This is a genomic window from Lamprocystis purpurea DSM 4197, assembly GCF_000379525.1.
GTDB classification, from domain to species: Bacteria; Pseudomonadota; Gammaproteobacteria; order Chromatiales; family Chromatiaceae; genus Thiodictyon; species Thiodictyon purpureum.
In genome coordinates, this window is sequence record NZ_KB902552.1 from 1 (window position 1) to 25,530 (window position 25,530).

At 65.3% G+C, this 25,530-nt stretch carries 24 protein-coding genes and 1 rRNA gene; 4 read left to right on the plus strand and 21 right to left on the minus strand.

The features are described from left to right. Positions 1 to 784 precede the first annotated feature (784 nt). The 6 genes from A39O_RS35570 to A39O_RS0128165 form a co-directional block, all read right to left on the minus strand. Complete coding sequence (locus A39O_RS35570; RefSeq protein WP_407635664.1) at positions 785 to 1,048, minus strand: type II toxin-antitoxin system RelE family toxin; 264 nt, start codon at positions 1,046 to 1,048, stop codon at positions 785 to 787. Between the two features lie 15 nt (positions 1,049 to 1,063). Then, complete coding sequence (locus tag A39O_RS0128135; protein ID WP_026199805.1) at positions 1,064 to 1,315, minus strand: type II toxin-antitoxin system prevent-host-death family antitoxin; 252 nt, start codon at positions 1,313 to 1,315, stop codon at positions 1,064 to 1,066. A gap of 296 nt (positions 1,316 to 1,611) precedes the next feature. Beyond that, positions 1,612 to 2,933, minus strand: a protein-coding gene (locus A39O_RS0128140) for an ISKra4 family transposase (protein ID WP_085954730.1) whose coding sequence is annotated in 2 segments (ribosomal slippage) — positions 1,612 to 2,670 and positions 2,673 to 2,933 — 1,320 coding nt in all. Because the reading frame shifts where the segments join, the coding sequence is not laid out codon by codon here. Positions 2,934 to 3,227: 294 nt separating this feature from the next. Then, on the minus strand, positions 3,228 to 4,688 hold the full coding sequence (locus A39O_RS35575) for an AAA family ATPase (RefSeq protein WP_083924941.1): 1,461 nt from the start codon (positions 4,686 to 4,688) through the stop codon (positions 3,228 to 3,230). Between the two features lie 77 nt (positions 4,689 to 4,765). Beyond that, positions 4,766 to 5,704, minus strand: a complete 939-nt coding sequence (locus tag A39O_RS40070) for a helix-turn-helix domain-containing protein (RefSeq protein WP_026199806.1) — start codon at positions 5,702 to 5,704, stop codon at positions 4,766 to 4,768. Between the two features lie 2 nt (positions 5,705 to 5,706). Further along, positions 5,707 to 6,132, minus strand: a complete 426-nt coding sequence (locus A39O_RS0128165) for a hypothetical protein (RefSeq protein ID WP_026199807.1) — start codon at positions 6,130 to 6,132, stop codon at positions 5,707 to 5,709. A 78-nt stretch (positions 6,133 to 6,210) separates the two neighbouring features. On the opposite strand from A39O_RS0128165, the gene A39O_RS0128170 reads away from it, so the two are divergent. Then, positions 6,211 to 7,230 (plus strand): helix-turn-helix transcriptional regulator, encoded by a 1,020-nt coding sequence (locus A39O_RS0128170; RefSeq protein ID WP_020507999.1) that lies wholly within the window; start codon positions 6,211 to 6,213, stop codon positions 7,228 to 7,230. Between the two features lie 112 nt (positions 7,231 to 7,342). Continuing rightward, positions 7,343 to 7,774: an antitoxin Xre/MbcA/ParS toxin-binding domain-containing protein gene (locus A39O_RS0128175; protein ID WP_020508000.1), complete on the plus strand. Its 432-nt coding sequence runs from the start codon at positions 7,343 to 7,345 to the stop codon at positions 7,772 to 7,774. Between the two features lie 139 nt (positions 7,775 to 7,913). On the opposite strand, the gene A39O_RS0128180 is transcribed toward A39O_RS0128175, so the two are convergent. The 6 genes from A39O_RS0128180 to A39O_RS0128205 form a co-directional block, all read right to left on the minus strand. Beyond that, the gene (locus tag A39O_RS0128180; protein ID WP_020508001.1) at positions 7,914 to 9,059 is read right to left on the minus strand and encodes a hypothetical protein; all 1,146 of its coding nucleotides are present in this window, start codon (positions 9,057 to 9,059) and stop codon (positions 7,914 to 7,916) included. Between the two features lie 27 nt (positions 9,060 to 9,086). After that, complete coding sequence (ubiT, locus tag A39O_RS0128185) at positions 9,087 to 9,536, minus strand: ubiquinone anaerobic biosynthesis accessory factor UbiT (RefSeq protein ID WP_020508002.1); 450 nt, start codon at positions 9,534 to 9,536, stop codon at positions 9,087 to 9,089. Between the two features lie 484 nt (positions 9,537 to 10,020). Continuing rightward, entirely contained in the window at positions 10,021 to 10,809 is a 789-nt protein-coding gene (locus tag A39O_RS0128190; RefSeq protein WP_020508003.1) for a tellurite resistance TerB family protein, read from the minus strand. Between the two features lie 177 nt (positions 10,810 to 10,986). After that, a complete protein-coding gene (locus A39O_RS0128195; protein WP_020508004.1) occupies positions 10,987 to 11,742 on the minus strand; it encodes an SAM hydrolase/SAM-dependent halogenase family protein in 756 nt (251 codons plus the stop codon). After that, a complete protein-coding gene (tilS, locus tag A39O_RS0128200) occupies positions 11,739 to 13,127 on the minus strand; it encodes a tRNA lysidine(34) synthetase TilS (RefSeq protein WP_020508005.1) in 1,389 nt (462 codons plus the stop codon). The genes A39O_RS0128195 and tilS overlap by 4 nt, the downstream gene beginning before the upstream one ends. 47 nt (positions 13,128 to 13,174) lie before the next feature. Further along, positions 13,175 to 14,131 (minus strand): acetyl-CoA carboxylase carboxyltransferase subunit alpha, encoded by a 957-nt coding sequence (locus tag A39O_RS0128205; RefSeq protein ID WP_020508006.1) that lies wholly within the window; start codon positions 14,129 to 14,131, stop codon positions 13,175 to 13,177. 111 nt (positions 14,132 to 14,242) lie between these two features. Here A39O_RS0128205 and A39O_RS0128210 point away from each other — a divergent pair, with 111 nt between their 5' ends. Next, positions 14,243 to 14,656 carry a hypothetical protein gene (locus A39O_RS0128210; protein ID WP_020508007.1) on the plus strand — a complete coding sequence of 138 codons (414 nt, stop codon included), beginning with the start codon at positions 14,243 to 14,245 and terminating at the stop codon, positions 14,654 to 14,656. Positions 14,657 to 14,735: 79 nt separating this feature from the next. On the opposite strand, the gene A39O_RS0128215 is transcribed toward A39O_RS0128210, so the two are convergent. Next, positions 14,736 to 15,491 carry a metal-dependent hydrolase gene (locus A39O_RS0128215; RefSeq protein ID WP_020508008.1) on the minus strand — a complete coding sequence of 252 codons (756 nt, stop codon included), beginning with the start codon at positions 15,489 to 15,491 and terminating at the stop codon, positions 14,736 to 14,738. Between the two features lie 283 nt (positions 15,492 to 15,774). On the opposite strand from A39O_RS0128215, the gene A39O_RS0128220 reads away from it, so the two are divergent. Then, positions 15,775 to 16,323 carry an MEKHLA domain-containing protein gene (locus A39O_RS0128220; RefSeq protein WP_020508009.1) on the plus strand — a complete coding sequence of 183 codons (549 nt, stop codon included), beginning with the start codon at positions 15,775 to 15,777 and terminating at the stop codon, positions 16,321 to 16,323. Here A39O_RS0128220 and A39O_RS0128225 read toward each other — a convergent pair. From A39O_RS0128225 to rrf, 8 genes are all read right to left on the minus strand, one after another. Beyond that, positions 16,285 to 16,656 carry a hypothetical protein gene (locus A39O_RS0128225; RefSeq protein WP_020508010.1) on the minus strand — a complete coding sequence of 124 codons (372 nt, stop codon included), beginning with the start codon at positions 16,654 to 16,656 and terminating at the stop codon, positions 16,285 to 16,287. The genes A39O_RS0128220 and A39O_RS0128225 overlap by 39 nt on opposite strands. 5 nt (positions 16,657 to 16,661) lie before the next feature. After that, the gene (locus A39O_RS0128230; RefSeq protein WP_020508011.1) at positions 16,662 to 17,522 is read right to left on the minus strand and encodes a prephenate dehydrogenase; all 861 of its coding nucleotides are present in this window, start codon (positions 17,520 to 17,522) and stop codon (positions 16,662 to 16,664) included. Next, complete coding sequence (hisC, locus tag A39O_RS0128235; protein ID WP_020508012.1) at positions 17,522 to 18,631, minus strand: histidinol-phosphate transaminase; 1,110 nt, start codon at positions 18,629 to 18,631, stop codon at positions 17,522 to 17,524. Before hisC ends, A39O_RS0128230 begins: the two co-directional genes overlap by 1 nt. Positions 18,632 to 18,760: 129 nt before the next feature. After that, a complete protein-coding gene (pheA, locus tag A39O_RS0128240; protein WP_020508013.1) occupies positions 18,761 to 19,873 on the minus strand; it encodes a prephenate dehydratase in 1,113 nt (370 codons plus the stop codon). A 16-nt stretch (positions 19,874 to 19,889) separates the two neighbouring features. Then, the gene (locus tag A39O_RS0128245) at positions 19,890 to 21,059 is read right to left on the minus strand and encodes a phosphoglycerate dehydrogenase (RefSeq protein ID WP_020508014.1); all 1,170 of its coding nucleotides are present in this window, start codon (positions 21,057 to 21,059) and stop codon (positions 19,890 to 19,892) included. Positions 21,060 to 21,291: 232 nt separating this feature from the next. Next, the gene (serC, locus tag A39O_RS0128250) at positions 21,292 to 22,374 is read right to left on the minus strand and encodes a 3-phosphoserine/phosphohydroxythreonine transaminase (RefSeq protein WP_020508015.1); all 1,083 of its coding nucleotides are present in this window, start codon (positions 22,372 to 22,374) and stop codon (positions 21,292 to 21,294) included. A gap of 28 nt (positions 22,375 to 22,402) precedes the next feature. After that, positions 22,403 to 25,075, minus strand: a complete 2,673-nt coding sequence (gyrA, locus tag A39O_RS0128255) for a DNA gyrase subunit A (protein ID WP_020508016.1) — start codon at positions 25,073 to 25,075, stop codon at positions 22,403 to 22,405. A gap of 221 nt (positions 25,076 to 25,296) precedes the next feature. Next, positions 25,297 to 25,412 (minus strand): 5S ribosomal RNA (gene rrf, locus A39O_RS0128260). Positions 25,413 to 25,530: the final 118 nt, after the last annotated feature.

Sequence of the window (25,530 nt, forward strand, 5' to 3'; positions counted from 1 at the left end):
TGATCTCCACGGCCAGCACCTGCATCGCGTCGTGACGCGGGCTGTAACCGGTCTGGGGCAGCGCATTCGCCGGGATGCCCAGAATCACCAGGCACTTCGATGCCCCCAAGGCGATCGTATGATCCGCGACGTAGATCCAATCCGCGCGCCACTCCGGTGGGCGATTGAGGATCGCGAGACCGCAGCGATAGACCCAGTTGAGCANGGTGGTGTGGGCCGGCGCCGCCGCCGCTGGGAGCATCGCGCCAAACAGATTCAATACCTGCGCCACGCCGCGACTGCCGAGCCCCGCGTGCAGATACATCCGCATGGTCAACTGCATGACCATCACCGGATAGTGATGACCGACAGGGGGCGCGTCCCCTGGCAGCGGTGGTGCATCGCGCGGCGCGTCATCATCGGTGGGCGCCGCATCCGCTCCCCGCTCCGCCTTCAGCGCACGCGCCTTCCAGCGCGCCCGGCTGTGCTCCAGATCGCGGATCTTGACCTGCGCCGCCCGCAGTCGTTGCTGCCGCTCTAACGCTTTCGCCTTCCAGGCATCGCGTGATTGCTGAAACAGGTGGGCCAGACGGGCTACGGGACTCTTGAATGCGTTCATCACGTCCTACGCTCTCCGTCAGGGTCATGTCATCATTCCTGCAGTGTGACCAACCGCTGAGCACTTGTCGATGCCTGGGCATGAACGCGTGCGACGTGCTTCATCATACCCACCCGTGCGTCGAACCCCGACCCGGTGCGTCCGGGCAACACGGTTCTTGCATAGGGGATCGGGCGTCATTTCGGGTCAAATTGAACATCCTACCCCGTTCCCGCTTGCCGACGGCCAACACGATGACCACGACCGCGTCGTCCAGGACCTGATACGCAAGCCTGTACCCGACCGGAGTTTGATCTTGTAGACTTCGTCGAATCCGTGCAGCCGCGCCGAGGGCACCTTCGGCGCCTCCAGCCGTTCGGCGAACTTCTTCTGGAACTGTGCCAGAATCGGAGGCGCCAGCTTTTCCCACTCCTTGAACGCCGCCGGCAGTAATTTGAGCCGATAGGCCATACCTGCGCACCTCCCTCAGAGTTGATCCAGATCCACCTCGATCGCGTCACCGAGTTGAGACTGGCGTTCCCGAACGATCTGCGCGAGATCCGCGTCTTCAATGCGATCCAGAAGCCATTCGTAGGTGTCGGCGGGAACCAGGTAGGCCGTCGGTTCATCATGATTCAGGATAACGACCGCTGCTCCGCCCGCCGCCGCCAGCACGGCCGCTGGGCCGCGCTTCAACTCTGAGAGACTGGCCGAGCAATTCGAGAGTACAGGTTTCATCGGGAGTCTCCAGGCCAAGAGAAGAAATCACGCCGTCTCGCGAAAAAGGTCCAACCCCACTGGTAATTGTTCAAGTAGGGCGTTTCCAGCCGGAATCCCTCGGCCAAGCACTCGGTCGGCAAGGACCATCTCATGCAGGGCATCCCGGAGCATAGTCCGCCACTTTTCGAGATTTGCGTCGTCGTTGGCGACCGCGAGTCAATCCAGTCCAGTATTCTCCCCTGCCCGGACGCGCGTCAAGTCGCCGGGGCGGCAGGGCAGGGGTGCGATCCAAACTGATGTGGTTGCCGGAACTGTCACGCAGCTTGCTTAACGAGACCCTGCCAGTACGCTGCCCACTTCCCGTTGGCCCGGGTCGTGCGCAACGCGAGCATGGCCTCCGCGTTGTCCGGCGTCCACCACGCGCCGGGGCGCTTGAGGCGCTGCTGAACCACATAGCGGTGGGCACTTTCAATCTCGCCGGAGCCGATCGGCAAGCCCTGCGCCAGGGCGCCTTGATAATCGAGATGATCGAGCCGGTTGCTCAGATAGCGATGGCACGCCCGTACCGGGGCGTCCGCATCGGCCACCGTGACGGGCTCCAGGGCCTCACTCAGCGCGGCTAAGACCGGGATTATTTGATTGCTTTTCAAGCGTTTTTTCTGGATCTCCACCCACGCATTGGGGTCGTCGGGCGCGCTACGCTTCGCCGCGTCAGCGAGGTCATCGCAGACATGGAAGAAGTCCACCGTATAACGCCCCTGGGTGCCAAAGCGCGCCGCGACCTGATCGGCGATCCACACTGCCCCATCGCCGAGGGCATGGACTTGGGTGTTCGTCCCCAGGCCCGCCGCGATGGCACAGGCCAGCAGTTGCTGCCCGGCCACCGCGACCCCGCCGCCCAAGGTGGCGGCGTAGACCGGCGTGGTGCTGCCGTGTGCATGCGCCAAACTCAACTTGGCTTCCTTCCACAATAACCGTTTGCCCCGCCGACGGTCCGGACTGTCTGGGTCTACCTCCACCAACGGGACCATACCCCCATCGGTTTCCGCAATCACGATTCCGACCCCGGGCTGGGTTGGCCACGCTGGTTCGTCATCGCTGTCCACGAACAGCACCTGAGCGTGTCCTTCGGTCACCTGGCGGATCGTGCTCGGCGACAGCGCCACACCATAATGCTCTTGCAGTTTGCCTGCCGCTTGCGCGAACGGCAGATCCGCCCCCAGATCGGTCAGCACCCGTTGCAGCGGCAGCGAGCAGTTGCGGTGCTCCACCTGCGCACTCTGCGCAAAGGGACGCCGCCGCCGCGTCCCCTCCCGGAATTGCGGCTCGGTTACTTCGATGTCGCCGAAGGTGCTGTGCCAGCAGAGTTTTTTTTACCGTCGCGCCAAACCCCCGGCGTTTGATCCAATTCTTCTGCCCGTTTCGTGACCTGCCCGTCGGCCCAGTCTTCCAACACCTCTTGGCCGAGCCGCCGCACCTCCTCAATCACGCGGCGCTCCGCCTCGTCCGCTTTGCGCAGGTCGTCACCGGCATCCTCGACGAGGTCAACCAGTCGCTCAATCCGTGCACGCAACTGCGGATGTTGGTTCAGGCGGGCCAGCAGTCGCTCATCGTTGGGGGGCAGCAGAGTGCTCATGGGCGGTCCTCGTGTTTGTCGACGGTTACCGCTGTATTTTAAGCTACCTCATCAGTTTCGATCGCACCCGGGCGGCAGCTTGCAGGAACCAGGTCGTGGACCCTGAGGTTAAGGCCCCCCGGCTGGATCATCGTTGCGGCCGCGCCGGTTTGGGGGTCGGCCTGACGACCGACCAGACCGGCTGAAGCCTCGACCTCCGGGGCCTTCATCCTGATTTCGAGCATCGGCGTCCGAGGCCCGCGGCGCCTGACACCTGCGTGCCACCGCCGCAGCGGTGGCACGAGAACGGGGAGGCTATGCCGCTTCCCGCCCATCCTCCTGCTTCAACCGACACTCCGCCGCCAGCCGCCGCAGGAATTGCTCCGGCGTCAGGGCCTCCCCGAGCAGGCTGCGCTGACGGCAGACGTTGGCGAAGTCGCCCGCGGTCAAGCCCTGGAGCGTCTCCAGATAGCGCGCCAGCTCCGGTGCGACCGCCTCGGTGGTATCGTCCAAGGCCTCCCGTGCAAAGAGACCGAGCCGTTGCGCCGGGTTCAGCGCCCGGAAATTGAGCTTGAAGTCGAACCGCCGCAGGGCCGCCGCATCGATCCCCGCCATCAGGTTGGTAGCGGCAATGAAGATGCCGGGGTAGCGCTCCATCTGCTGCAACAGCTCATTGACCTGGGTACGCTCCCAACCGTGCCGGGCCGCCCGCCGGTCGCTGAGGAAGCTGTCGACCTCGTCGAGCAACAGGACCGAGTGCGCCGGATCGCACTCGCGGAACAACCGCGCCAGGTTCTGTTCGGTCTCCCCGACATAGGGCGAGATCAGGTCCGACGCCTGACGCGCCACCAGTTCGCGGTCCAGGGCCTCGGCCAGGACCTCGGCAAAGGCGGTCTTGCCGGTCCCGGGCGGTCCGTAGAAGCACAGGCTGCCGCGGCCCTGCTCGGCCAGTGCGCGGGCGACGGCGCTCGGGCTGATCCCGCCGGCCAGGTTGAGAAAGGCCACGTCGAAGCCGGTCGCCGGGGTCCGCCGTCGGGGCGTCGGCGCCCCATAGAGCAGGGTGCGGACCGCCGCCACGCCGGCGCGTACCGTTTGCTCGGCCGGGGCCTGGGGGTGCAGATCCAGCAGGCGCCGGGCCGCCCCCAACTGGGCCGGCGCCAGGACCGGGTCGGCGGCCAGTTCATCGAGCAGGTCCGGCGGCAGGTCGCGGTCGCCCAGGTGGCTCTCGACGATGGCGCGCCGCACCGAGCGCGGCGGGGTGACGAAGGCGACCGGCAGCAGAAAACGGCGCAGAAAGGCCGGATCCATACCGGCCGCATCGTTGGTGATCCAGATCGCCGGGACCGGGTTGTCCTCCAGGATGCGGTTCATCCAGCCCTTCTGGCGGCCGGTCGGGCGGCGCACCCCCATGAAGGCGAAGGGCTCATCGCCGGGGTCGAAAACGTCCTCGACCTCATCGAAGATCAGCACCGCGTCGCGCCAGCGCCCGAGCAGGCGCTGGGCGAGCAGATAGGCGGACAGCCGACCGGTGCGCCGCAGTCCGTCGCCATCCTCATCGGCGCTGCGCACCTGGTAGGCGCGCAGCCCGCTCGCCTCGGCCAAGGCCCGCGCCAGTTCGGTCTTGCCGGTCCCGGGCAGCCCATAGAAGAGCGCATTCACACCGACCGCCGCGGTGGCCGCACTGTGCCGCAAGACCCCTTGCAGGCGCCCGGCCGCCTCCGCCAACTGCGGAAAGGCGTCCAGCCGCCAGGCAGCAATTCCAAATTTGGGCGGCATCGCGCAACCTCTGGTGGATGCGGCGCGCGCAACCGACGTACCGGGTCCCTAACACCGAGCGGCGCGCCTTATCCACCCTACAACGAAGCCGGTTTCGTAGGGTGGATAAGCGCAGCGCATCCACCATTGGCCTCGCTGCCGACACGCTGTTGGCGGCGGCCACCCAAATTTGGAACTGCTGGCCGCCAGGCTGCGGCCGGGGCCGGTTCGATCAAGAGTGCCAGCAGGGCCTCGGCATCCCGCGGGGCGGCCTCCAGCACCTCGCGCAGCAGGCTGGTGGGCGCCAGGAAGTCCTCCAGATCGCTGTGACCGTCCTCATAGTCCACCAGCCCGAGCGCCCGCAGCGGGGCGCGCTTGGCCAGTGCGCTCTGCACCGCCGCCCGATCCAGACCCAGCAAAACGGCCAGTCGCCCCAGTTGGACGCGGGCGGCGATGTGGACACCGCGGCGCCCATTGGCGCGCAGCAACAGGCGTAGCGATTCGACCAACTCGCGCTGTTCGAGGAAATCGAGCAGGCGCACCGCGGTCGCGTCGATACCCAGTGCCTCCCCGAGCAGCGCCATGGTCGGGGAGGTCGGTGCCGCCCCGTCGGCCACCGCCAGCCGCCTCAGCACCCGGCGCGGGAGCGTCCTGAAAAAGGTACGCAGGCGCTTGCGCAGCGCATCGGCACCGAGGGGGCTGGGTGGCAATTCCCGGTCATCGTTGGCCCTGCGGGCGATTTCATAGTCCATGAGCCGTGTGAGTTGCACATCCTCCCACTCCTCCCAATCGACCGCGCCCGACGGCAGCCAGTTATGCTCTGCATCGGCATAGGGCGACAGCAGCGCCGCCACGGCGTCATGATCGAGCAAGGGCAGGGCCAATTCCCAGAGGGCGCCCAAGACATCGGCGTCCTTCAGGTCCTGACAGAGACGTATATCGCCCTGCGCCAGTTGCAGTGCATAGCGGGCGGCGCGCCGCGCGGCGGCGGGTACGGTGTTGAAGTCGGTGCGCCAGAGGGTGCGGTGATCGTTCATGCTCAATGCTCCTGGGTCCAGGGCTGCCAACGGCGGCGGTCAAAGTGGAAGCTGATGAAATCGCCTCGCCCTGGACCGGTCTCCCAGATCATGCCCAACACGAGATCGCGCCGCTCCCGGAAGTAGGTCGATCCGGCATCGGTCTCCGCGTCGAACAGGGGTGTCTCCAGGACTTCCAGCACCACGACCGGCTGACCGTAGCGCGGGAGGCGGTGGTTACGCATGCCTGGCTTCCAGCAGACCAGATCGCCGGGGGCGAAGCGATGCGGTTGGATGAACGATCGGTAGCGCTCCCGCAGGATCGCACCGAGGTCGCCGTTCAGCCCGTCCAGCGGCTCGTCCTCAAGAAGGTCCAGCGGGGCCTCTTCGCTCAGACCGATCAGGTCAAGCAGTTGGCGCGACGACAGGTCTTGGTTCTTCTGGGCCATGGCGGATTCCTCTGGATGGCGGTAGACGAGACGCATTGAACCATTGCCATACGTCAAACTCTGTCGCACACTGACGCCATGCCTGCTACCCATGAAACCCGGATCGCGCGCCTCAAGCGCCTGGAGGCCCTGCTGGCCCGCGGGCGGGCGGCCGACGCTTGCCCGGACGGTGCGCGGCTGCTCGCGATTCTCGGTGAGGACTATGCCGGCAAGACGCCGCAGGCCCGTCGGCGTGCACTGCAACGCGATCTGGACGAGTTGGTGAAGGCGGGACGCATCGAGGCGGTCAACCCCGGCGGCAAGCCGTTGCGCTACCGGCGGGTCACGGACGAACCGGACGACGACCAGGCGATCTGGGAGTACAACCTCCTGGTGATGCGCGCGCTGGTGGCGGAGGCCCTGCCGCAGCGCCAGCTCGATCGGCTGTGGCAGCGGTTACTGACCAACGCCGAGGGTCCCAGGCTCGATGAGGGCCGATTGCGGGTCGTCCCCGACACCCTGCGCCTGCAAGCGGTGGACCTCTATCCGGGGGTGTTGGAGGCCGTGATCGAGGCCCTGGCGCGGCGCTGTGCCCTGCGGGTGCTGTACAAAAACGCCGACGATGAGTGCGGCGAGGCCTGCGTGCATCCCCAGGCGCTGGTGCAGCGCGGGCCTATTGCCTATCTGCTCGCCCTGAAGAACGACGAGGAGGAGCCGGTGCGACTCTATGCACTGCACCGGATGATCCGGGCCCAGGCGCTGGAAGAAACGCCCGCACGGGCGGCGGCGGGATTCGATCTGGATGAGTCCATCGCGAACGGCCAAGTGGACTTCGGCCAGGGGGAGCTGATCGACCTGGAGTTGCGGGTGCGCGGCTATCTGGTGGCGGTGCTGACCGACTGTCGGCTGGCGGCGGGCCAGCGGTGGGAGGACGAGCCGCTCGACTCCGACTTCGAGATCCGGGTGTGGGCGCAGGTCCCCTCGACCGGCCAATTGCTGCGCTGGCTGTTGGGAGCCGGGAACAATGTCGAGGTGGTCGCCCCGCCGGATTTGCGCCGCGTGGTGGCGGTGCAGGCGGCGAAGATGGCGGCGCTCTATGCCGATCCGGATGGCGAGTAGAGTGCGCGGGCAGCGCGCATCGTTCCGGCTGGAAACCTTCTCGGTGTTACGGAATGAGCGGAAAGGTGCAGTTGGTGCTATCCTTGGGATCAATTGATACCGCCGTGACGAAATGATCGAAACACAACGCATTGCCGAGGCCATGGGTGGAGCAGCAGTGCTCGGGCAGGCCATTGGCTCGCTGAGCATGCTGGAGGCGGCCGTGCATCGGGGGCTGCCCAAGGCCGCTCTCACACAGGTCGTCGCGCGCGCGGTGGCGGACCCCGGCGAACGCCGTCGGCTGCTGCACGGGATTGTCTCTGAAGCGACCTACAAGCGCCGCCGGGTCCTGAGTCCACAGGAAAGCGAGCGGACCGAGCGGCTGGCGCGCGTGGTGGCGACCGCGGACTCTATCTGGGATGACAGGGACGCGGCCCGCCGCTTCCTGCACGAGCCGCATCCGATGCTCGAGGGCCGCGCACCGCTCGACCTTGCGCTCACCGAGTTGGGTGCCCGGCGGGTGGAGGATCTCCTGTGGCGTTTGTTCCATGGACTCCCGGCCTGAACTGCCGCTGACCGCCTCCGCTATCGCGCTATCGCTTTCGTGCCTGATATCCAGACAGACCCTTGGTGTAGGGGCGGGTTTGAAACCCGCCCCTACGTCCGGTTATCACGTCCGAATGCGATACGCCAACCGATATGCCTCAATCGAAGAGCTTGGCCTCGCGGAAACGGCGGATCAGCGTCTGTTTTTTCGCGTGCCTGGCGGACAGCGCGGTCATGCGTTCCCTGAACGCGGCGGTCTGCTGGTCCAGAGCGGCCAGGTCACGCAGATCCTGTAGCTTCGCGACCGCCTGCCCGTAGCTGCTGGTCTGCCGGGTCTCGATCAGGGTCTCGATCGTCTGCCACACTGAGTCCTCACGGCCGCGCAAGCCCTGGAGATAGAGCCGGCGGCGTGCCGCCTCCTCGGCCTCTTGGCGGGCCTCGGCAGCGGCGCGCTCGCGGGCCTCATGCGCGCGGCGTTTACCGGCGAGCTGCTTGGCGCGGCGCCACAGTGCGGCGGCAGTGCGGCGCTCGACCTGTCCGGCGTGAGCAGGGTTGGCCGCGCCCAGTTCCCGCTCGACCCGCTGTCTCAGGGCGGCGAGGGGGTAGGGACCAGCGGCGACCAGCAGCTCGGTGAGCAACGCATCCTTGTGGGTCGGCGACAGGGCCTGGACCCAGCCGGCGAAGGCGGCCCGGTCCGGCCTGGCGTCCTGAAGCGGACCACTGCGCTCGGCCGCGACGGCGAGCAGGTCCGGCCCGATGCGCAGGAAGTCCGCCAGCGCGCGATGCGACGCATCGAGTTCCGCGAGACCGGGCGGGACTGGAGGCTCCGGGGTCAGGTCCTCCGCATCATGGATGCCGCTCAGCCAGCCGAGGTAAAGACTGCGCCGATCGCCCGCAATCAGCGCCGAGCGCAGCGCGGCGAGTGAGCCGAGCGCGTAGGACTCGCCCTCCCAGTCGGGCTCCTCGATCTCCGACGTGAAGGAGAGGATGGTGTGATCGCCCGCCTTCCGGATCTCCAGGGCCTCTTCCGATGCGTAGTCACGGATCTGGTGCGGGGGCAAGAGCGCGGCCGGCAGACGCAGCATGAGCCAGTGCGAGCCCCAGTTGGCGAAGTAGAGGAAGGCGTCGAAATATTGCTCCATCCAGCGCCTGGGATCGCCCTTCAAGTCGCCCCAGTGATACTCGTTGCAAAAGCGGGTGGAGCTGATCTCGGCGCGGGTGGAACAGCGCCGCAGTTCGGCCATCTGCTCGTTGGTCAGGGGTTGGTCGAGGGCCAGGAATTCGTAGTACTGATATTCGCTCATGGCGGTCGATGACCCAGGTCCACCAGCTCAGCGCCCCAGCAGCCGATCCAGTCCGCGAATCAGTGGCGCGACCCGCGCCGGCGGTTCGAACGCGTCGAGGAAGTTCTTGAGATAGAGTCCCAATTCGGTGTCACCCGACATCCGCAGCCGCCGCTGGAAGAACAGGGTGTCCGCGTCCTCCCGCCGCGCGGCCAGCAACAGGAACTCGTGGAGCCCGCCGGAGATGCTGGCATCCGCGGGCGCACCCTCGCCGAAGCCGCGAATGCGCCCGGCGCCGAACCCCAGGCGGTAACGGATACCCAGGTCACTGATCTCGATACCGACGGTGCGGCCCTTGAGGAAATCGAGCTCGCCATCGGTGATCGCGTCCTTCATCACCTGATTGAGCGTCAACGCGAGCGCCTGGCTGTGGGCCAGGGTCGGCAGCAGGCGCAGGGGCGCGGAGAGGGTGGTCAGGAGGCGCGGGCTTAGGTTCATGGGGCAGGTCTCAGGCGGCCGTGAAGGGGATCACAAAGCCGTGCATTGTCGCGCGGCGAGAGGCTTTGCGCGAGTGATCAATGTCGGCATTAAACCGCGCCCAGCGCGGTATGCGATGCTTTTGGATGGGATCGGCACCGGCAGACTCGACGATTGCTGGAGCTGACGCGGTTTAAAGTGTTAAAAAATATAAATTTTAAACAGCGTTTCCACCGAAATTGGTGAAATACCCAAGGCCGAACACACCATGAAAATTACGCTTTTCGCGCTGGACGCGGGTTAGCAGTTCCTAATTTGAGGACCATGCGCGACCCTTTCGGTTGGATGGGCATCGCTCGCGCTCTGCCCATCCTACGGCCGAGGCTTCAGCCGGACGCGAACCGCCGCCCGCTAAAGCGTCGGCCTCCGGTTATCGGAGGTCAGGCCGGGGTGGTCCGACGTGCTTCGGCAATCGCCTGACCACTAACCACTATCAACTATCCACTCAGACCTTAACCCCCAGCGTCTGCTGAATATTCGCCACCACCGCGGCATCAAGGCCGGTCTTCTTGGCCAGGTCCGCCAGGTAGACCTGCTCCTGGGGGGTATCGACTTCGATCGCCAGCAGCGATGCGGCATAGATCTGCGCCGCCGCTTCCTGGTTGGGGATCTGCGCGACGAAGGCATCGAGATCCAGTGGCTCACGCAATTCCTTCATAATCCAGGCTTCGGCATCACCGTCCATGCCCGCTTCTTTCAGCTTGCCGACGATCCGCATGATTTCCTCCGCGCTCACCTCGCCGTCGGCCTTGGCGGCATTGATCATGCCCCGCATGATCAATTCGGCGTTGTTCGCCAGGACCTGCGCCTCGGCCGGGGTCTCCGGCGTCTTCATTCCGACCGGCACGGCACCGCCGGTGAACTGCGGGACGCCCGCTTGCGCGACCGCGGGGCCTTTCCCCGACTCGGTGAACGCTTTGTAGGCAATACCGGCCAGCAGTGCCATGGCACCGCCTTTGACGGCCCCCGAGACCGAACTGCTGCCCCCGCCGAGCAACGACCCCAGCACGGCCCCGAGACCCGCGGCTTGGGCCGGGTTCTGAGCGGCACTGCCCAGGGTGCTCTTGGCCTTGTCCATGACGTTCGCCAGGATGCCGGAGGCTCCGCCCTGACTGTTGACCATGTTGCCGAGATTCGCCTGAAGGTCTTTGAGCACATTCCCGACCCGGTTTTCACCGGACTGGGACATCATGTTCTGCATGAAAGTACCGAGTGTGTCGCTCAGATTGGCCATGGGTTGCTCCGCTTCGCTCTCGTGTGGTGATTCGGTGAGGTCCGGTCGGGACCTTCAGGGGCCGGAGATCGCTGTCCCGGCCCGCGCGTGAACATGGCGCTCGCGTCAGCGGATTTCCAGCGGCCGGGAACCGGAAATGATCCGCGCCGACACGCGCGGTCAGCCGACGACATCCGCCTACACCGCCTCCGGCGGCGCCACCCGATCACCCGGGGCCAGCCCCAGCACCCGATCGGCTCGGCCCTGATTGACCGCCAGTTCCACCAGACCCAGGGCGTTCTCGTACCAGAAGGCCTCGCCCGGCAGCGCCTCGCAGAAGGTCCGCACGCGGCGCAGACTGCACTCTCCCACCTGCATACGCGCATCCACGGGGAAGCACGCGGCTTGCAGACCGCACATCAGGTTGCCGTAGGTATCGACATAGACGACGGCCGGCAGGGCGTCCGGCCAGTCCACGCCGCTCAGGCGGTCGATGGCGACCTGGCGTAGCGCCGGGGATTCACCGCGGCACAGGGCCGCGGCCACCGGCGCGAACCAATCGCGGCCCTGGAAGCTGGGTGACTGACCGGGCGGCTGCCAGTCGATCCGGCACGCGCGCGCGTCCGGCGTGCGTCGCGCGACCCGACTCAAGAGCCCGTTGTCCGGACCGACGAACAGGTCACCGCCGGCCTCCAGCACCAACCCGTGCCGATCACCGCCCACGCCGGGATCGACCACACAGAGATAGAGGGTGCCGCGCGGCAGGTCGCGGATCAGGGCCGGCAGCAGATAGGCGGCCAGATCGGGCCGGAATGGCGGCAGATCATGGATCAGGTCGATGATGGGCAACCCCGGCACGCCGTGGCTGAGCCGCGCGATCACCTGACCCACATAGATGCCGGCACCGAAGTCGGTCACCAGCGCGATCCGTTTGATGGTGACGCCGATCGTCACCGAAAGAAGCCCAGGGACTCCCAGGGGTGACCGCTCCAGCGCACCCGCGGGGGCGGTAATGCGCGCACGGGGGGGGCGCTGTCCGCCGACGTGATCGCGGATGACGGCGCCGCACCGGGTGGCTCGCAGCAACACACCCCCACAACCGCGCGCAGTGCGTCTCCGGCAAACAGCAGGGGAACGTAAGCCCTTAACCAGGACGGGATACCGGCCTCCTGGAAGAGCTTCTTGAGCGGCCGATGGTGGGCGCTGTCGCATGGCCGACACGTCAGTTCAGTAACCCCGAAGCGAACCAGCAGGGGCTCGGGTTGAGCATCGGGCCAGCCGCCGTCATCCGGGAACCGCTCCAAGGTCCCCAGACCCGCGGGCAGATCGAGCACCGGCCCCTCCCAGCGGCACTCCAGCTCGGCCGGTGCCGGGGGCAGCGGACGCAGTGCGAACAGATCCTGACGGTAGCGGCGCACCTCGCACCCCGGCCAGGCCACCAGCGGATCGGCGTCCGGTCGCGCCGTCAGGACCTCGTTGACGATGCGCCCCAGGTGGACGGTATCGGGCAACCGGAACCCCCGCCGCCGCAACCACAGCCGCAGCACCGCTTTGCGCAGGACGGGCTCCACGCGGTTGAGCGCCGCGACCGACAGGGTCCCCGGCCGCTCACCGGTCAAGCCGGCCAGTTCGTGCCCGGCGACCAGGTCCACCAACACCGCCGTTTCGGCGCAGTGTCCGGCACTGCGCGCCAGGGTGGCTGAGACCGCGGGCCAGCGTTCGCGCATCAACGGCATGACCAGATTGCGCAGATAGGTGCGATCCATGGAAGGTTCGCCGTTGGTCGGGTCCTCGACCCAGGTCATGCCGAGGGTGCGGACATAGTGCTCCAGGTCGGCCCGCGTGCGGTCCAGCAGCGGGCGGATCAGACGGCCCAGCCCCAACTCGGCCGCTACGGGCATGGCGGCCAGCCCGTGGACACCGCTACCGCGGATCAAGGCCAGCAACAGCGTCTCGGCTTGATCATCCTGATGGTGGGCGGTCAGCAGCAGATCGCCCGGCGCCAGCAGGACGGAAAACTCGCCGTAGCGTGCGACCCGGGCAACCGCTTCCGGACTCTCTCCCGGCGTGGGGCCGAGATCCAGCCGACGGCTCAGAAAGGGGATGGCCAGACTCTCGCAGGTCGCCCGGCAATGCGCGCTCCAGCGTCGTGACTCCGGATGCAGGCCGTGATCGATATGCACAGCCCAAAGGGCACCGGGGAGTCGCTCGCGCACCGCGGCCGCCGCACGCAGCAACGCGGTCGAGTCGAGCCCGCCGCTGTAGGCAATCCACACACGCCCGACCGGAGCGTAGCCGGCGAGCGCCGCCGCCAAGGACTCGGGATCGAAAACCGCCATGTGCCCCCCAAATGGATCCGGGCCGAACCAAGCCGCCGGACTCCCGGTTACTCTTTGAACTTGCCGAAGCCCATCAGGCGCGCGTAGCGCTCGGCAACGAGGACGTCCAGGTCCATTGGCTGGAGGATATCCAGTAGCTCCAGGAGGGCCGTTCTGAGGGCCACGGCGACGGCATCCGGGTCGCGGTGCGCACCGCCCAAGGGCTCCGGGATCACCAGATCGACCAGGCCCTGTTCCTTGAGCTTCTCGGACGTGATGGCCATGGCCTCGGCCGCCAACTGCGCCTTGTCGGCGCTCTTCCACAGGATGGAGGCACAGCCCTCCGGCGAGATCACCGAATAGGTACTGTATTGCAGCATCAGCAGCCGATCGCCCACGCCGATGGCCAGCGCCCCGCCGGAGCCGCCCTCGCCCACCACGGTGCACAGGATCGGCGTGCGCAACCGTGACATGACCTGAAGATTGCGCGCAATCGCCTCGCTTTGACCACGCTCCTCGGCGCCCACCCCCGGATACGCGCCCGGCGTGTCGATGAAGGTGAGGATCGGGAGCCGGAACTGCTCCGCCATCCGCATCAACCGCAGGGCCTTACGATAGCCCTCGGGACGGGGCATGCCGAAATTGCGGTAGATCTTCTCCTTGGTGTCGCGCCCCTTCTGATGTCCGATCACCATCACCGGGCGGCCGTCGATGCGCGCCAGGCCGCCGATGATGGCCGGGTCATCGGCGTAGGCGCGGTCCCCGTGCAATTCGTAGAACTCGTCGAACAGGCGCCGTGCGTAGTCCAGCAGGTAGGGGCGCTGCGGGTGACGCGAGAGCTGCGAGATTTGCCAGGGCGAGAGGCCGGCAAAGACCGACTCGGTCAGTGCCCGGCTCTTTTTCTGGAGCCGCTCGATCTCCTCCTGGATGTTGATCTCATTGTCGTGCCCGACCAGGCGCAACTCTTCGATCTTCGCCTCGAGCTCGGCGATGGGTTGTTCGAAATCAAGAAAGTTCAGATCCATAGCCGCAGTAGTATCATCAAGACTTCGGGGAATGTCGGGCGGCTGTCGACGGACTTGCCGTCGCGCGCCAGTGCGGCACAATAGCCCAACCCAACCTCAGGATACAGACCCATGAGCAAAGTCACCGGGGTTATCCCGCCGACCGCCGCGCTTCTGCCCTTACTGGGGGCCTTGCTGCTCCCCGTGGGGGAGGCGCACGCCTTCAAGTGCCTGCCGATTTACGGCAACTGGTGCGGACCCGGCCACCCGTCCGCGGCGGCCCTGCCGCCGGTCGATGTCTTCGACGCCGCCTGCATGCGCCACGACTACTGCACCGCCGGACCCTTCCCCGAAACCGCCTGTGACCGCGCCTTCGTCGGCGAACTGCACCAGCTCGCCGCCCAGACCGGCTACCTGCCGCGGCCGCTGCAGTGGGCCGAGTATGTAATCCGCCTAAAGTCCGGCGGCGGCTGGGGCGGCATGCCCATGCCGCTGCCGGGAGATGCCATGGGCATGATGTCGAGTGTTCTGGCGCCCTGTTGGTGAGACCGATGACGTACCATCCATGGCACTGGGTTCCGGCATCCTGCCGGAATGACGGTGCCACTTAAGTTGGAACGGAGTATCACATCCGCACATATTGATCAAACCAAACGCGCACCACCTTGATGCCGGTCCCGGACCAGTCGGCCAGCCGCTCCAGGGTCTGTTCAGCCCAGGCGGTCGCGCTGGACCAGGCGGGGAGCGGACCAAAGTCTGCCGCGGGAGTCAGCCAGAACAGCAGCGCCACCGCGGCGGCCATCAGGAAGCTGCTTCTGGGATCGGAGAAACTCAGGGGTTTGAGCGCAGTGCCGAATGAGCGACGCAAGCGGCTGTTGAAGATGTCGACACTGTAGATCTCGTCCAGGGTCAGATGAGTGAGATAACCCAGACCGACCATCAGGCCGGCAACCCACGCCGGTTTTGACGGTTGATGCAGGACCCAATGCGCCAGATTGACCGTCGCCAGCGCGACGAAGGCGGTCGCCAGCCACGAGTGCCAGATACCCCGGTGGACGGTGAAGCGGGCAAAGGCGATGAGCAACAGATAGCGTGTCGCCACGAAGAGCCCGCCCCAAACCAGGGCCAGTTCAAGTGGCGGATAGCGTCCCACCATCGGCAGAGTCCAGCCGAAGGCCAGCGCGGCACCCAGGAGTCCAAAGATGGCACGCACCGGGGACGAGGCATCCGCGTCGATATCCGGCAACAGACTGCCCAGTACCCCGAGACCGAATAGCGCGAAGGTGTGGTCCGGCGCCACCAGGCCCATCCCATCCAACGCCAGCACGGCCCCGCCGCTGACGAAGACGCCGATCTTGAGGTGCGTGGAGAAATTCGCCATAGGGATAAGGGGCTCCGGTAAAACATTTGGTGATGACGATCACCGCCGAGCGCGTACAAGAGACGCCACTGAAAGCGGTCACGCCGATGATGATGGGGGCGACGTTCTCACACAAAGACACTCCGCCTCGTGGGAGCGGCCTCCGGCCGCGATGCGGTACCGTGGTGAATCGCGATGGTCAGAATTCCGCCCGGCCCCATCGCGGCCGGAGGCCGCTCCCACGGAGACGTGGAGACGTGCCAGCGCTGGTCGGCTGGCGGCTTTTTCCGGGATAATCGCAGTCATGACCGATCACCCACCCCCCTTCCCCGCTCCGGCCGAGTCCAACGACTTCCTGGCGGATCATCTCCGGCTGTTGCGGGACAGCTACCGCCGCCTGACCGGACGGGACCTGATCGATCCGTCACTGGGCGACGCGGATGCCGCCAAAGCACTGTTCGATGCCCCCTTCGCGCTGCTCTCACACGACACTCAGGCCGATCCGATCCTGACCTACGGGAATCGAACGGTGCTCGGGCTCTTTGCTGTGACCTGGGACCAGCTCACGCGGATGCCTTCCCGCTACACGGCGGAGGCACCCGAGCGCGCGGAGCGGGAGCGGTTGCTGCATGAGGTCAGGGTGCATGGCTTTGTCGATGACTACCGCGGGGTGCGGATCAGCGCGACCGGACAACGCTTCCTGATCGAAAGTGCCTGTGTGTGGAATCTGGTGGATCCGCAAGGGCGGTCTCTGGGTCAGGCGGCGACCTTCGCGGACTGGCGGCTGCTGCCGACGGACGCGACGGATCAGGCGTCAGAAGGGCCCATCGAAGCGGTCACAGTTCGGCGCTAAACGGAAGCGGTAGGTGCGGTTGGGTTGGATGTAGGCGATACGCCGACACTCATTGAGACCAATGGTGTAATAGAAAAGGTACTCGCCGGGATTGAGCTGAAAGCTGAACTGTTCGTTGCGCCAGACCCGGAGGATCTTCCGGCCATCGATCCGCAGCGTGATCGGACCGACGAACCCCGGCAGCGAGCCATCCCGGAAAACGGTCACATCGGACGCCTGACGCGGTTGGGTCACCACGGGCAGGTAGCCGATGAGCCCGCCCGCGCAGCCCAGCAACAGCAGGGTCAGTGCCGCGGTGACGACAGACCGGACGAGCGGCGGCTTCACTGACATGGCGTTCACCCCTCCAGGTGCCGATCGCGCGCCGCCTTGGCGCGCTCGAAGACTTCGAGCAGATACTGCCCGTCGCCGAACCGGATGGCCTGGGCCAGGTCAGTCAATTCGACGCCAAAGCGGGCAAGCATGGCGGACAGTGATTCGCGGTTGGCAATGCAGATGTCCCGCCACATAACCGGGTTCGACGAGGCGATGCGGGTAAAATCCCGGAAACCACCGGCGGCATAGCGGAATATTTCTTCAGTCTCGTCCATGCGCGCCAAGGCATCGACCAAGCCGAAGGCCAGCATGTGCGGCAGATGGCTGGTGGCGGCCAGCACCTCGTCGTGGTGGGCGACGCTCATGCGGCTGACCTCGGCCCCGCAGACCCGCCACATCCACTCCACCCGTTCGACCGCCGCCGGGTCAGTCTCCGCGACCGGCGTGAGGATCACCCGACGGTTGCGATAGAGGTCAGCGAAGGAGGCGTCCACCCCGCTGCGCTCTGTCCCGGCAATCGGGTGTCCAGGGACGAACCAGGGCGGCAGCTGACCACAGACTGCCGCCACATCCGCCACGACACTGCCCTTTACGCTGCCCCCATCGGTGACGACCGCATCCGGACCCAAGGACGCGCGCGTCGACGCGAGCACATCGCGCATCGCGCCCAGCGGCACCGCGAGGAAGACCATATCCGCCCCCGCCACCGCGGCGGCCGGATCCTGATCGAAGCGGTCGATGACGCCCAGTTCGACCGCCCGCTCCAGATTGGGCAGCGCACGCCCGCAACCTACGACCTCGCCCACCGCGCCGGCCGCGCGCAAGGCCCGCGCCAGCGAACCACCGATCAGGCCAACCCCGATAATGGCGAGTCGTTCGATCATTATTTCAAGACATCGGTCAGTTCGGCGATGAAGCGGGCATTTTCCTCGGCCAGCCCGATGCTCACCCGCAGATGGTTGGGCAAGCCATAGTTGGCGACCGGCCGCACGATCACACCCCGCCGCAACAGGGCCTCGTTGATCGGGCCAGCCGGCCGGCCGCAGTCAAGCGTGATGAAGTTGCCGACCGAGGGAATGTAGCCGAGACCAAGTCGCGCGCAGGCGGCCGTGAGTTGCTCCATGCCGCTGCGATTCAGCGCCACGGACGCGCGCACGTGCTCCTGGTCGCCGATCGCCGCGGTCGCGGCGGCTTGCGCTAGGCTGTTGACATTGAACGGCTGACGCACCCGGTTCAGGAGGTCGGCCAGCCGGGTATCGCACAGTGCGTAGCCCACCCGCAACGCGGCCAGCCCGTGAGTCTTGGAGAAGGTGCGCGTGACGATCAGGTTGGGATGCGTCTCGAGCCATTGGCTGGCATCCGGGAAGTCCGGCTCAGTGACGTATTCGGTGTAGGCCTCGTCGAGGACGACCACGCAGGTCTTGGGCAGTCCGTCGATGAAGGTGCGCAGCGGGTCGGCCGCAAGCCAGGTCCCGGTCGGGTTATTGGGATTGGCAATCCACACGACACGCGTTCGATCCGTGACCATGGCGGCCATGGCCTCCAGATCGTGCCCGTAGTCGCGCGCCGGGGCCACCCGGGCGGTGGCACCAACCGCTTGGGTGGCGATGGGATAGACGGCGAAGGCGTGCTCGGAGAACAGGGACTCGGTTCCCGGTTGCAGAAAGACCCGCGCCACCATGTCCAGCACATCGTTGGACCCGTTACCGATGGTGACCGCCATCGGGGACACCCCGTGGTGGTTCGCGATCGCGCGCCGCAACTCGAAGCCGCCGCCATCCGGATAGCGTCCGAGCTCACCCAAGACCGCCGCGATGGCCGCGCGCGCCCGCGGGCCGGGGCCCAGCGGATTCTCGTTGGAAGCGAGCTTGATGGAATTCGTGATACCCAGTTCCCGCTCAAGCTCAGAGACCGGCTTGCCGGGGACATAGGGGGTCAGACCGGCGATACCGGGCGCGGCGATGGAGAGAAAAGGGTCGTCAGGATAAGTCATGTTGCGTTCACTCGCGGACAGTATACGGAACGGTTTTGAGTTTTCGGTTTTTCGTTTTCAGTTAAGGACTACCAAACGTTGGGTTACGAAAAACGAGAAACGAAAAACCAATAACGAAGGGTGTAAATCCTAGAGTACGGCCACCGGATAGGACCCCAGCACCTTGAACAGCAAAGCGCTGCGCTTGAGGGCTTCCAAGGCGGCAGTGACCTTGGGGTCGTGCTGATGGCCCATGATATCGATGAAGAACACATAGTCCCAAATCCCCCGGCGGGACGGCCGGGACTCGATCCGGGTCATACTGATCCCGTGCTCGACAAACGGCGACAGAAGGCCGTGCAGACCGCCGGACTCATTGCGACAGGAGAGCAGGAGACTGGTCTTATCCTGGCCGCTGGGCGGCGCATCGTTGGCGCCGATGACCAAGAAACGGGTAGTATTGCCCGGCTCATCCTCGATGCGTTGCGCCAGCACGGCCAAGCCGTAGATCTCGGCGGCCGGCAGTCCGGCCACCGCGGCGCTGCCGGCCTGCCGGCTTGCCAGGCGCGCCGCCTCCGCGTTGCTGCCCACGGCGACGCGCTCCGCGTGCGGTAGATGGCGATCCAGCCAACCCCGGCATTGGGCCAGTGATTGCTGGTGCGAATAGAGGATGCGGATGGCGCTGGTGTCGGCCTCCAGACTCATCAGGTGATGATGGATCCGCAGGCTGACCTCGCCGGTGATCAGAAGCGGCGAGGACAAGAACATATCCAGGGTGTGACTGATCACCCCCTCGGTGGAGTTTTCCACCGGTACCACGCCATAGTCACAGGAGCCCGCCTCGACCTCGCGAAAGATCTCGCTGATGGTCGGCATGGCGATGGTGCGCACCGAGCGGCCGAACTGCTTGAGCGCGGCGGCCTGGGTGAAGGTGCCCTCGGGCCCCAGGTAGGCGGCCTTGACCGGCTGCTCCAAGGCCAGACAGGCCGACATGATCTCGCGAAAGAGCCGCGCCACCTCCTCGCCGTCCAGGGGACCGGGGTTGCGCTCCTTGATCCGCCGCAGGATCGCCGCCTCCCGTTCCGGACGATAGTACTGGACCGAACCCTCCTCGCCGGTGCCGACCACGGCATTCTTGATCCGCCCGACCTCTTGGGCGCAACGGGCACGCTCGCTGATCAGACGCAAGATCTCCATATCGACGGCATCGATGCGCTCGCGCACCTGTCGCAGTTCGTCCCCGCTGTTGCCGACGGTGCTCATGGGTGGTCAGCCGGCCTCAGTTTCCGAGACAACGCACCGAGAGCACCCCCTCGATGCCGCGCAGTTGGGCGACAGTCGCGTCCGGACAACGGTCATTGACGTCGATCAGGGTCACCGCCACGTTGCCGCGGGAGCGATTGAGCATATCCAGGATATTGAGCCCGGCCGCGGCCAGATCCGTGGAGATCTGACCCACCATGTTGGGCACGTTGCTGTTGACGATCGCCATCCGGTATCCACTGTTGCGCGGCAGGTTGATCTCAGGGAAATTCACCGAGTTAGCCACGGTCCCGTCTTCCAGGTAGTCACGCACCTGATCCGCGACCATGACGGCACAGTTGTCTTCCGCCTCGGCGGTGGAGGCTCCCAGATGCGGCAGAGTAACCACCCGCGGATGGTCCTTCAACAGGTTGCTCGGGAAATCGCAACAATAGGCGTACAGGTGACCCTGGTCCAGCGCGGTGACCACCGCGTCGTCGTCCAGGATACCGTCACGGGAGAAATTGAGCAGCACCGCGCCCTTCTTGAGAATCTTGAGCCGCTCGGCGGTGATCATGTGGCGGGTCTCGTTGGTGAGCGGCACATGGAAGGTCACAAAATCGGAGCGGGACAGCAAGTCATCGATGCTGAGCGCCGGCTGAACGTCGCTCGCCAACTGCCAGGCACGCTGGACGGTGATGGTCGGGTCGTAACCCACCACCTTCATGCCGAGTGCGCGCGCGGCATTGGCCACCTTGACCCCGATGGCCCCGAGTCCGATGACACCCAGCGTCCGACCCGGCAGTTCAAAACCGACGAACTGCTTCTTCCCCGCCTCGACCGCCTGATTGATGGCCGCATCGTCGCCCTGCAGCCCCCGGGCGAAGTGCCAGGCCTGACCGATATTCCGGGCCGCGATCAGCATCCCGGCAATCACCAGTTCCTTCACCGCATTCGCGTTGGCACCGGGCGCATTGAACACCACGATACCCCGCGCGGTCATGGCGGGAACCGGAATGTTGTTGGTGCCCGCGCCGGCACGGCCGATCGCCTGGACCGAGTCCGGGATGACCAGATCGTGCATCTTGGCCGAGCGCACCAGGATCGCATCCGGGTGCGTGATTTCGGACGCCACCTCGTAGCGGTCCCGCGGCAGCCGGTCGAGCCCGGCCACTGAGATATTGTTCAGGGTCTGGATCTTGAACATGGGTTGACTCTGTAATGGATAGGGGACGCGTTGCGAGCCTTAGGCGATTTCTGTCAAATCCTATACCATCTCGCTCGTCTTTTCGCCCGCCTTCTGCGTCGCGCCAACAGTCACATAGCCCTGCTATGCTCCTGTCGGCGCTCCTTGAAGGCAGACGAAAATCCTTCGCGATCTGGTACAGGATTTTCCGGCAATCGCCTTAGGCGATTTCCGGCAATTGCCTCAGGCCCGGTCAGCCGTGCTTGCGCTCGAACTCCTGCATGAAGGCGACCAGTGCCTGCACGCCCGCCTCCGGCATGGCATTGTAGATGCTGGCACGCATCCCACCCACCGAGCGATGGCCTTTCAGGGTGGTCAGCCCGGCGGCCTTCGCGCCCTTGATGAAAGCGTCGTCCAAATCCGGGCTGGGCAGGGTGAAGGGAACATTCATCCAGGACCGGGACTCGGGACTGACCGGATTCGTGTAGAAACCTGAGGCGTCGATGGCGGCATAGAGATGCTGTGCCTTGCGCGCGTTGATCACCGCCATCGCGTCCAGACCACCGAGTCCTTTCAGCCATTGGAACACCAATCCCGCCAGATACCAGGCATAGGTCGGCGGGGTGTTATACATCGACTCGTTATCGGCATAGGTCTGATAATCGAGCATGGTCGGCGTGCCGGTCAGAGGCTGACCGATCAGGTCCTCCCGCACGATGACGATGGTGAGCCCCGCCGGGCCGATGTTCTTCTGGGCGCCCGCGTAGATCAAACCAAAGCGCTGGATGTCCACCGGCCGGGACAGCAGTGTGGACGACATGTCCGCCACCAACGGCTTGCCGCCGGCGTCCGGCACATAGGGGAACTCCACGCCCTCGATGGTCTCGTTCGGGGTGTAGTGGACATAGGCGGCATCCCCGTTGAGCTTGAGTTCAGCCTGGATCGGCGCACGGTTGAAGCGCGTGTCCTCGGTAGTCGCGGCGACATTGACGCTGCCGAAGCGGCGCGCCTCGGCGATCGCCTTCTTCGACCAGGACCCGGTGTTGAGATAGTCCGCGGCGGCCCCGCCACGCAGCAGGTTCATCGGCACCATGGCGAACTGCATGGAAGCCCCGCCTTGCAGGAACAGGACCTTGTAGTTTGCCGGAATCTGCAACAGCTCACGCAGATCCGCCTCGGCCGCGGCGGCGATCGCCATGAACTCTTTGCCGCGGTGGCTCATCTCGGCAACACACATGCCGCTGCCTTGCCAGTCCAACAGTTCTTCCTGCGCCTGACGGAGCACGGACTCGGGCAACATGGCCGGGCCGGCGCTGAAGTTATATACGCGTGGCATCGTCAATCTCCGCTAATACGTCTGAAACTCAATTCTCGTCGGGATCATCCGGTGCGTCTTCACCGCTGTCCGGATCCTCGGCCTGGTCCAACATGTCATCCGGTTGCGCTTCCAGGGCGAGGTCCATCGTCCCTTCGCCGTTGGTGTCCGGGTCTGCTCCATTATCGCCATCCAGGGCGACAATGCGCTCGACATAGCGCAGTCGCTCCCCGGAGCCCAGACTGATCAGTTTGACACCCTGAGCCGTCCGACCGAGCACCGGGATGCCGTCCACCCCGGTACGCACCAGGGTACCGCCCTCGGTAATCAGCATGATCTCATCCCCCGGCCGCACCAACACCGCGCCCACCTGGGCGCCGTTACGGTCGGAGGTCGAAATGGCGATGACGCCCTTGGTTCCACGGCCCTTGGTAGGGTACTCATCGACGGTCGTCCGCTTACCATAACCGTTCTCGGTCACGGTGAGGATGGTGCCGGGCTCCGGCACCACCAGGGCGATGACGCGCTGGCCTTCATCCAGGATGACACCGCGCACCCCGTGGGCACCGCGCCCCATGGCGCGCACATGGTCCTCACTGAAGCGCACCGCCTTGCCGGCGGAGGTAAAGAGCATCAGGTCCTGACGCCCATCGGTGATCGCCACCCCCACCAGAACCTCGTCCTCACGCAGATCGATCGCGATGATGCCGCGCGACAGCGGCCTGGAAAACTCGGTCAGCGGGGTCTTTTTCACCGTCCCGGCACTGGTGACCATGAAGACGAACAGACCCTCCTCGTAGGCCCGCACCGGCAGCACCGCGTTGATGCGCTCACCCTGCTCCAGGGGCAACAGGTTGACCATGGGCCGCCCGCGGGCGCCGCGGCCGGCCTGCGGCAACTCATAGACCTTGAGCCAGTAAACCCGACCCCGACTGGAGAAGCATAGGACCGTATCATGTGAGTTGGCGACAAAAATCCGATCGATGAAGTCCTCTTCCCGGAACGAGGTCGCACTCTTGCCCTTGCCGCCGCGGCGCTGGGCCTGGTAGTCGCTGATCGGCTGCGCCTTGACATAGCCATGATGCGACAACGTGACCACCACGTCCTCGGGAGCGATCAGGTCCTCCAGCGTCAAATCCGTATGGTCAACCAGGATCTCGGTACGCCGGTTGTCACCGAATTGCTCCCGGATGGCAACCAACTCTTCGCGGATCACCTTCATCAACTGGTCCGGGTCCGAGAGGATCAGCAAGAGCGCGGCGATCTGGTCGAGGATCTCCCCGAACTCCTCAAGAATCTTCTCCTGCTCCAGCCCGGTGAGCCGATGCAGTTGCAGATCCAGGATCGCCTTGGCCTGCCGCTCGCTCAACCGGTAGCCCGCTTCACTGAGCCCAAGGACCGCGTCCAATCCGTCCGGTCGGGTCTGATCGGCACCGGCACGCGCGAGCATGCCGGTGACTGCCCCAGGGGGCCAAAGACGCGCCATCAGACCCTCGCGCGCCTCAGCCGGACTGCCGGAGGCACGGATCAACTCGATGACCTCATCCAGATTGGCGAGCGCGATCGCGTAGCCTTCCAACACGTGGGCACGTTCACGCGCCTTGCGCAGTTGAAATAGCGTCCGGCGCGTCACCACGTCGCGGCGGTGGCGCAGGAAATACTCGAGCATCTGCTTGAGGTTGAGCGTACGCGGCTGCCCGTCGACCAAGGCCACGACATTGATGCCGAACACCGACTGCATCTGCGTGTGCTGGAACAGGTTGTTCAGCAACACCTCGGCGTAGGCGTCCTTCTTCAACTCGATGACGACACGCATGCCGTCCTTATCCGACTCATCGCGCAGTCCGTCGTGCGCAATGCCGTCGATCTTTTTTTCCTTTACCAACTCGGCGATGCGCTCCAGGAGCCTCGCCTTATTGACTTGGTAAGGAAGTTCGGTAACGACGATCGCCTCGCGCCCGCTGCGCTTCTGGGTCTCGACTTCGGTGCGGGCACGCATGACGCAGCGTCCGCGCCCGGTGCGATAGGCTTCGCGAATGCCGCGAACACCGTTGATCAGGCCCGCGGTGGGGAAGTCCGGACCTGGTATGAAGGCCATGAGGTCCTCAACCGTGGCCAGCGGGTTTTCGATCAACGCCAGACAGGCATCGATCACCTCACGCAGGTTATGAGGCGGGATGTTCGTGGCCATGCCCACGGCGATCCCGGAAGAACCATTGACCAGCAGATTCGGAAAGCGCGCCGGCAGCACCGTTGGCTCGTGCTCGGTGTTGTCGTAGTTTGCCTGGAAATCGACTGTTTCCTTGTCAAGGTCGTCAAGCAACGCATCGGCGATGCGCGTCAGGCGCACCTCCGTGTACCGCATGGCCGCCGGCGGGTCCCCATCGACCGAACCGAAGTTCCCCTGCCCATCGACCAACAGATAGCGGAGCGAAAACGGCTGGGCCATCCGCACCATGGTGTCGTAAATGGCCGAGTCGCCATGCGGGTGATACTTACCCATCACGTCACCGACCACGCGGGCCGATTTGCGGTGAGCACGGTTCCAGACGTTGCCCTGCTCGCTCATGGAGTAGAGCACCCGGCGATGCACCGGTTTCAGGCCATCGCGGACATCCGGAAGCGCCCGACCCACGATCACGCTCATCGCGTAATCCAGGTAGGACTGGCGCATCTCGTCTTCCAGGTTGATCGGCAGAACTTCGCGGGCAAAATCAGGCATAGGAAAAGCGGGCTTCCAGGCTGCGCAACGGCCGTTCCGGCTTTCGGTCCGGAGCGGCTAGGGGGGTACTTCTTAGGGACCTGATTTTAGCACGGTGGCGGCACTCGGCCCCAGCGGGGATAACAGTCTCATGGAAAGAACGTGGCCGGCCGCAAGATCCACCCGCAGTTGCAGGCCAAAAAAAACCCCCGCTCGTTGGAGCGGGGGTTTTTGGGATAAGGCCCTGGCGGTGACCTACTTTCGCATGGGGAGACCCCACACTATCATCGGCGATACACCGTTTCACTTCTGAGTTCGGGATGGGATCAGGTGGTTCCAATGCTCTATGGCCGCCAGGAAAAACGTGGGCCCCGTCGCGGACGCGGCCCGGATGATCGTAGTCAGGAACACCCTACAGTGCTTGGGTGTTATATGGTCAAGCCGCACGGTCAATTAGTACGGGTTAGCTGCACGCG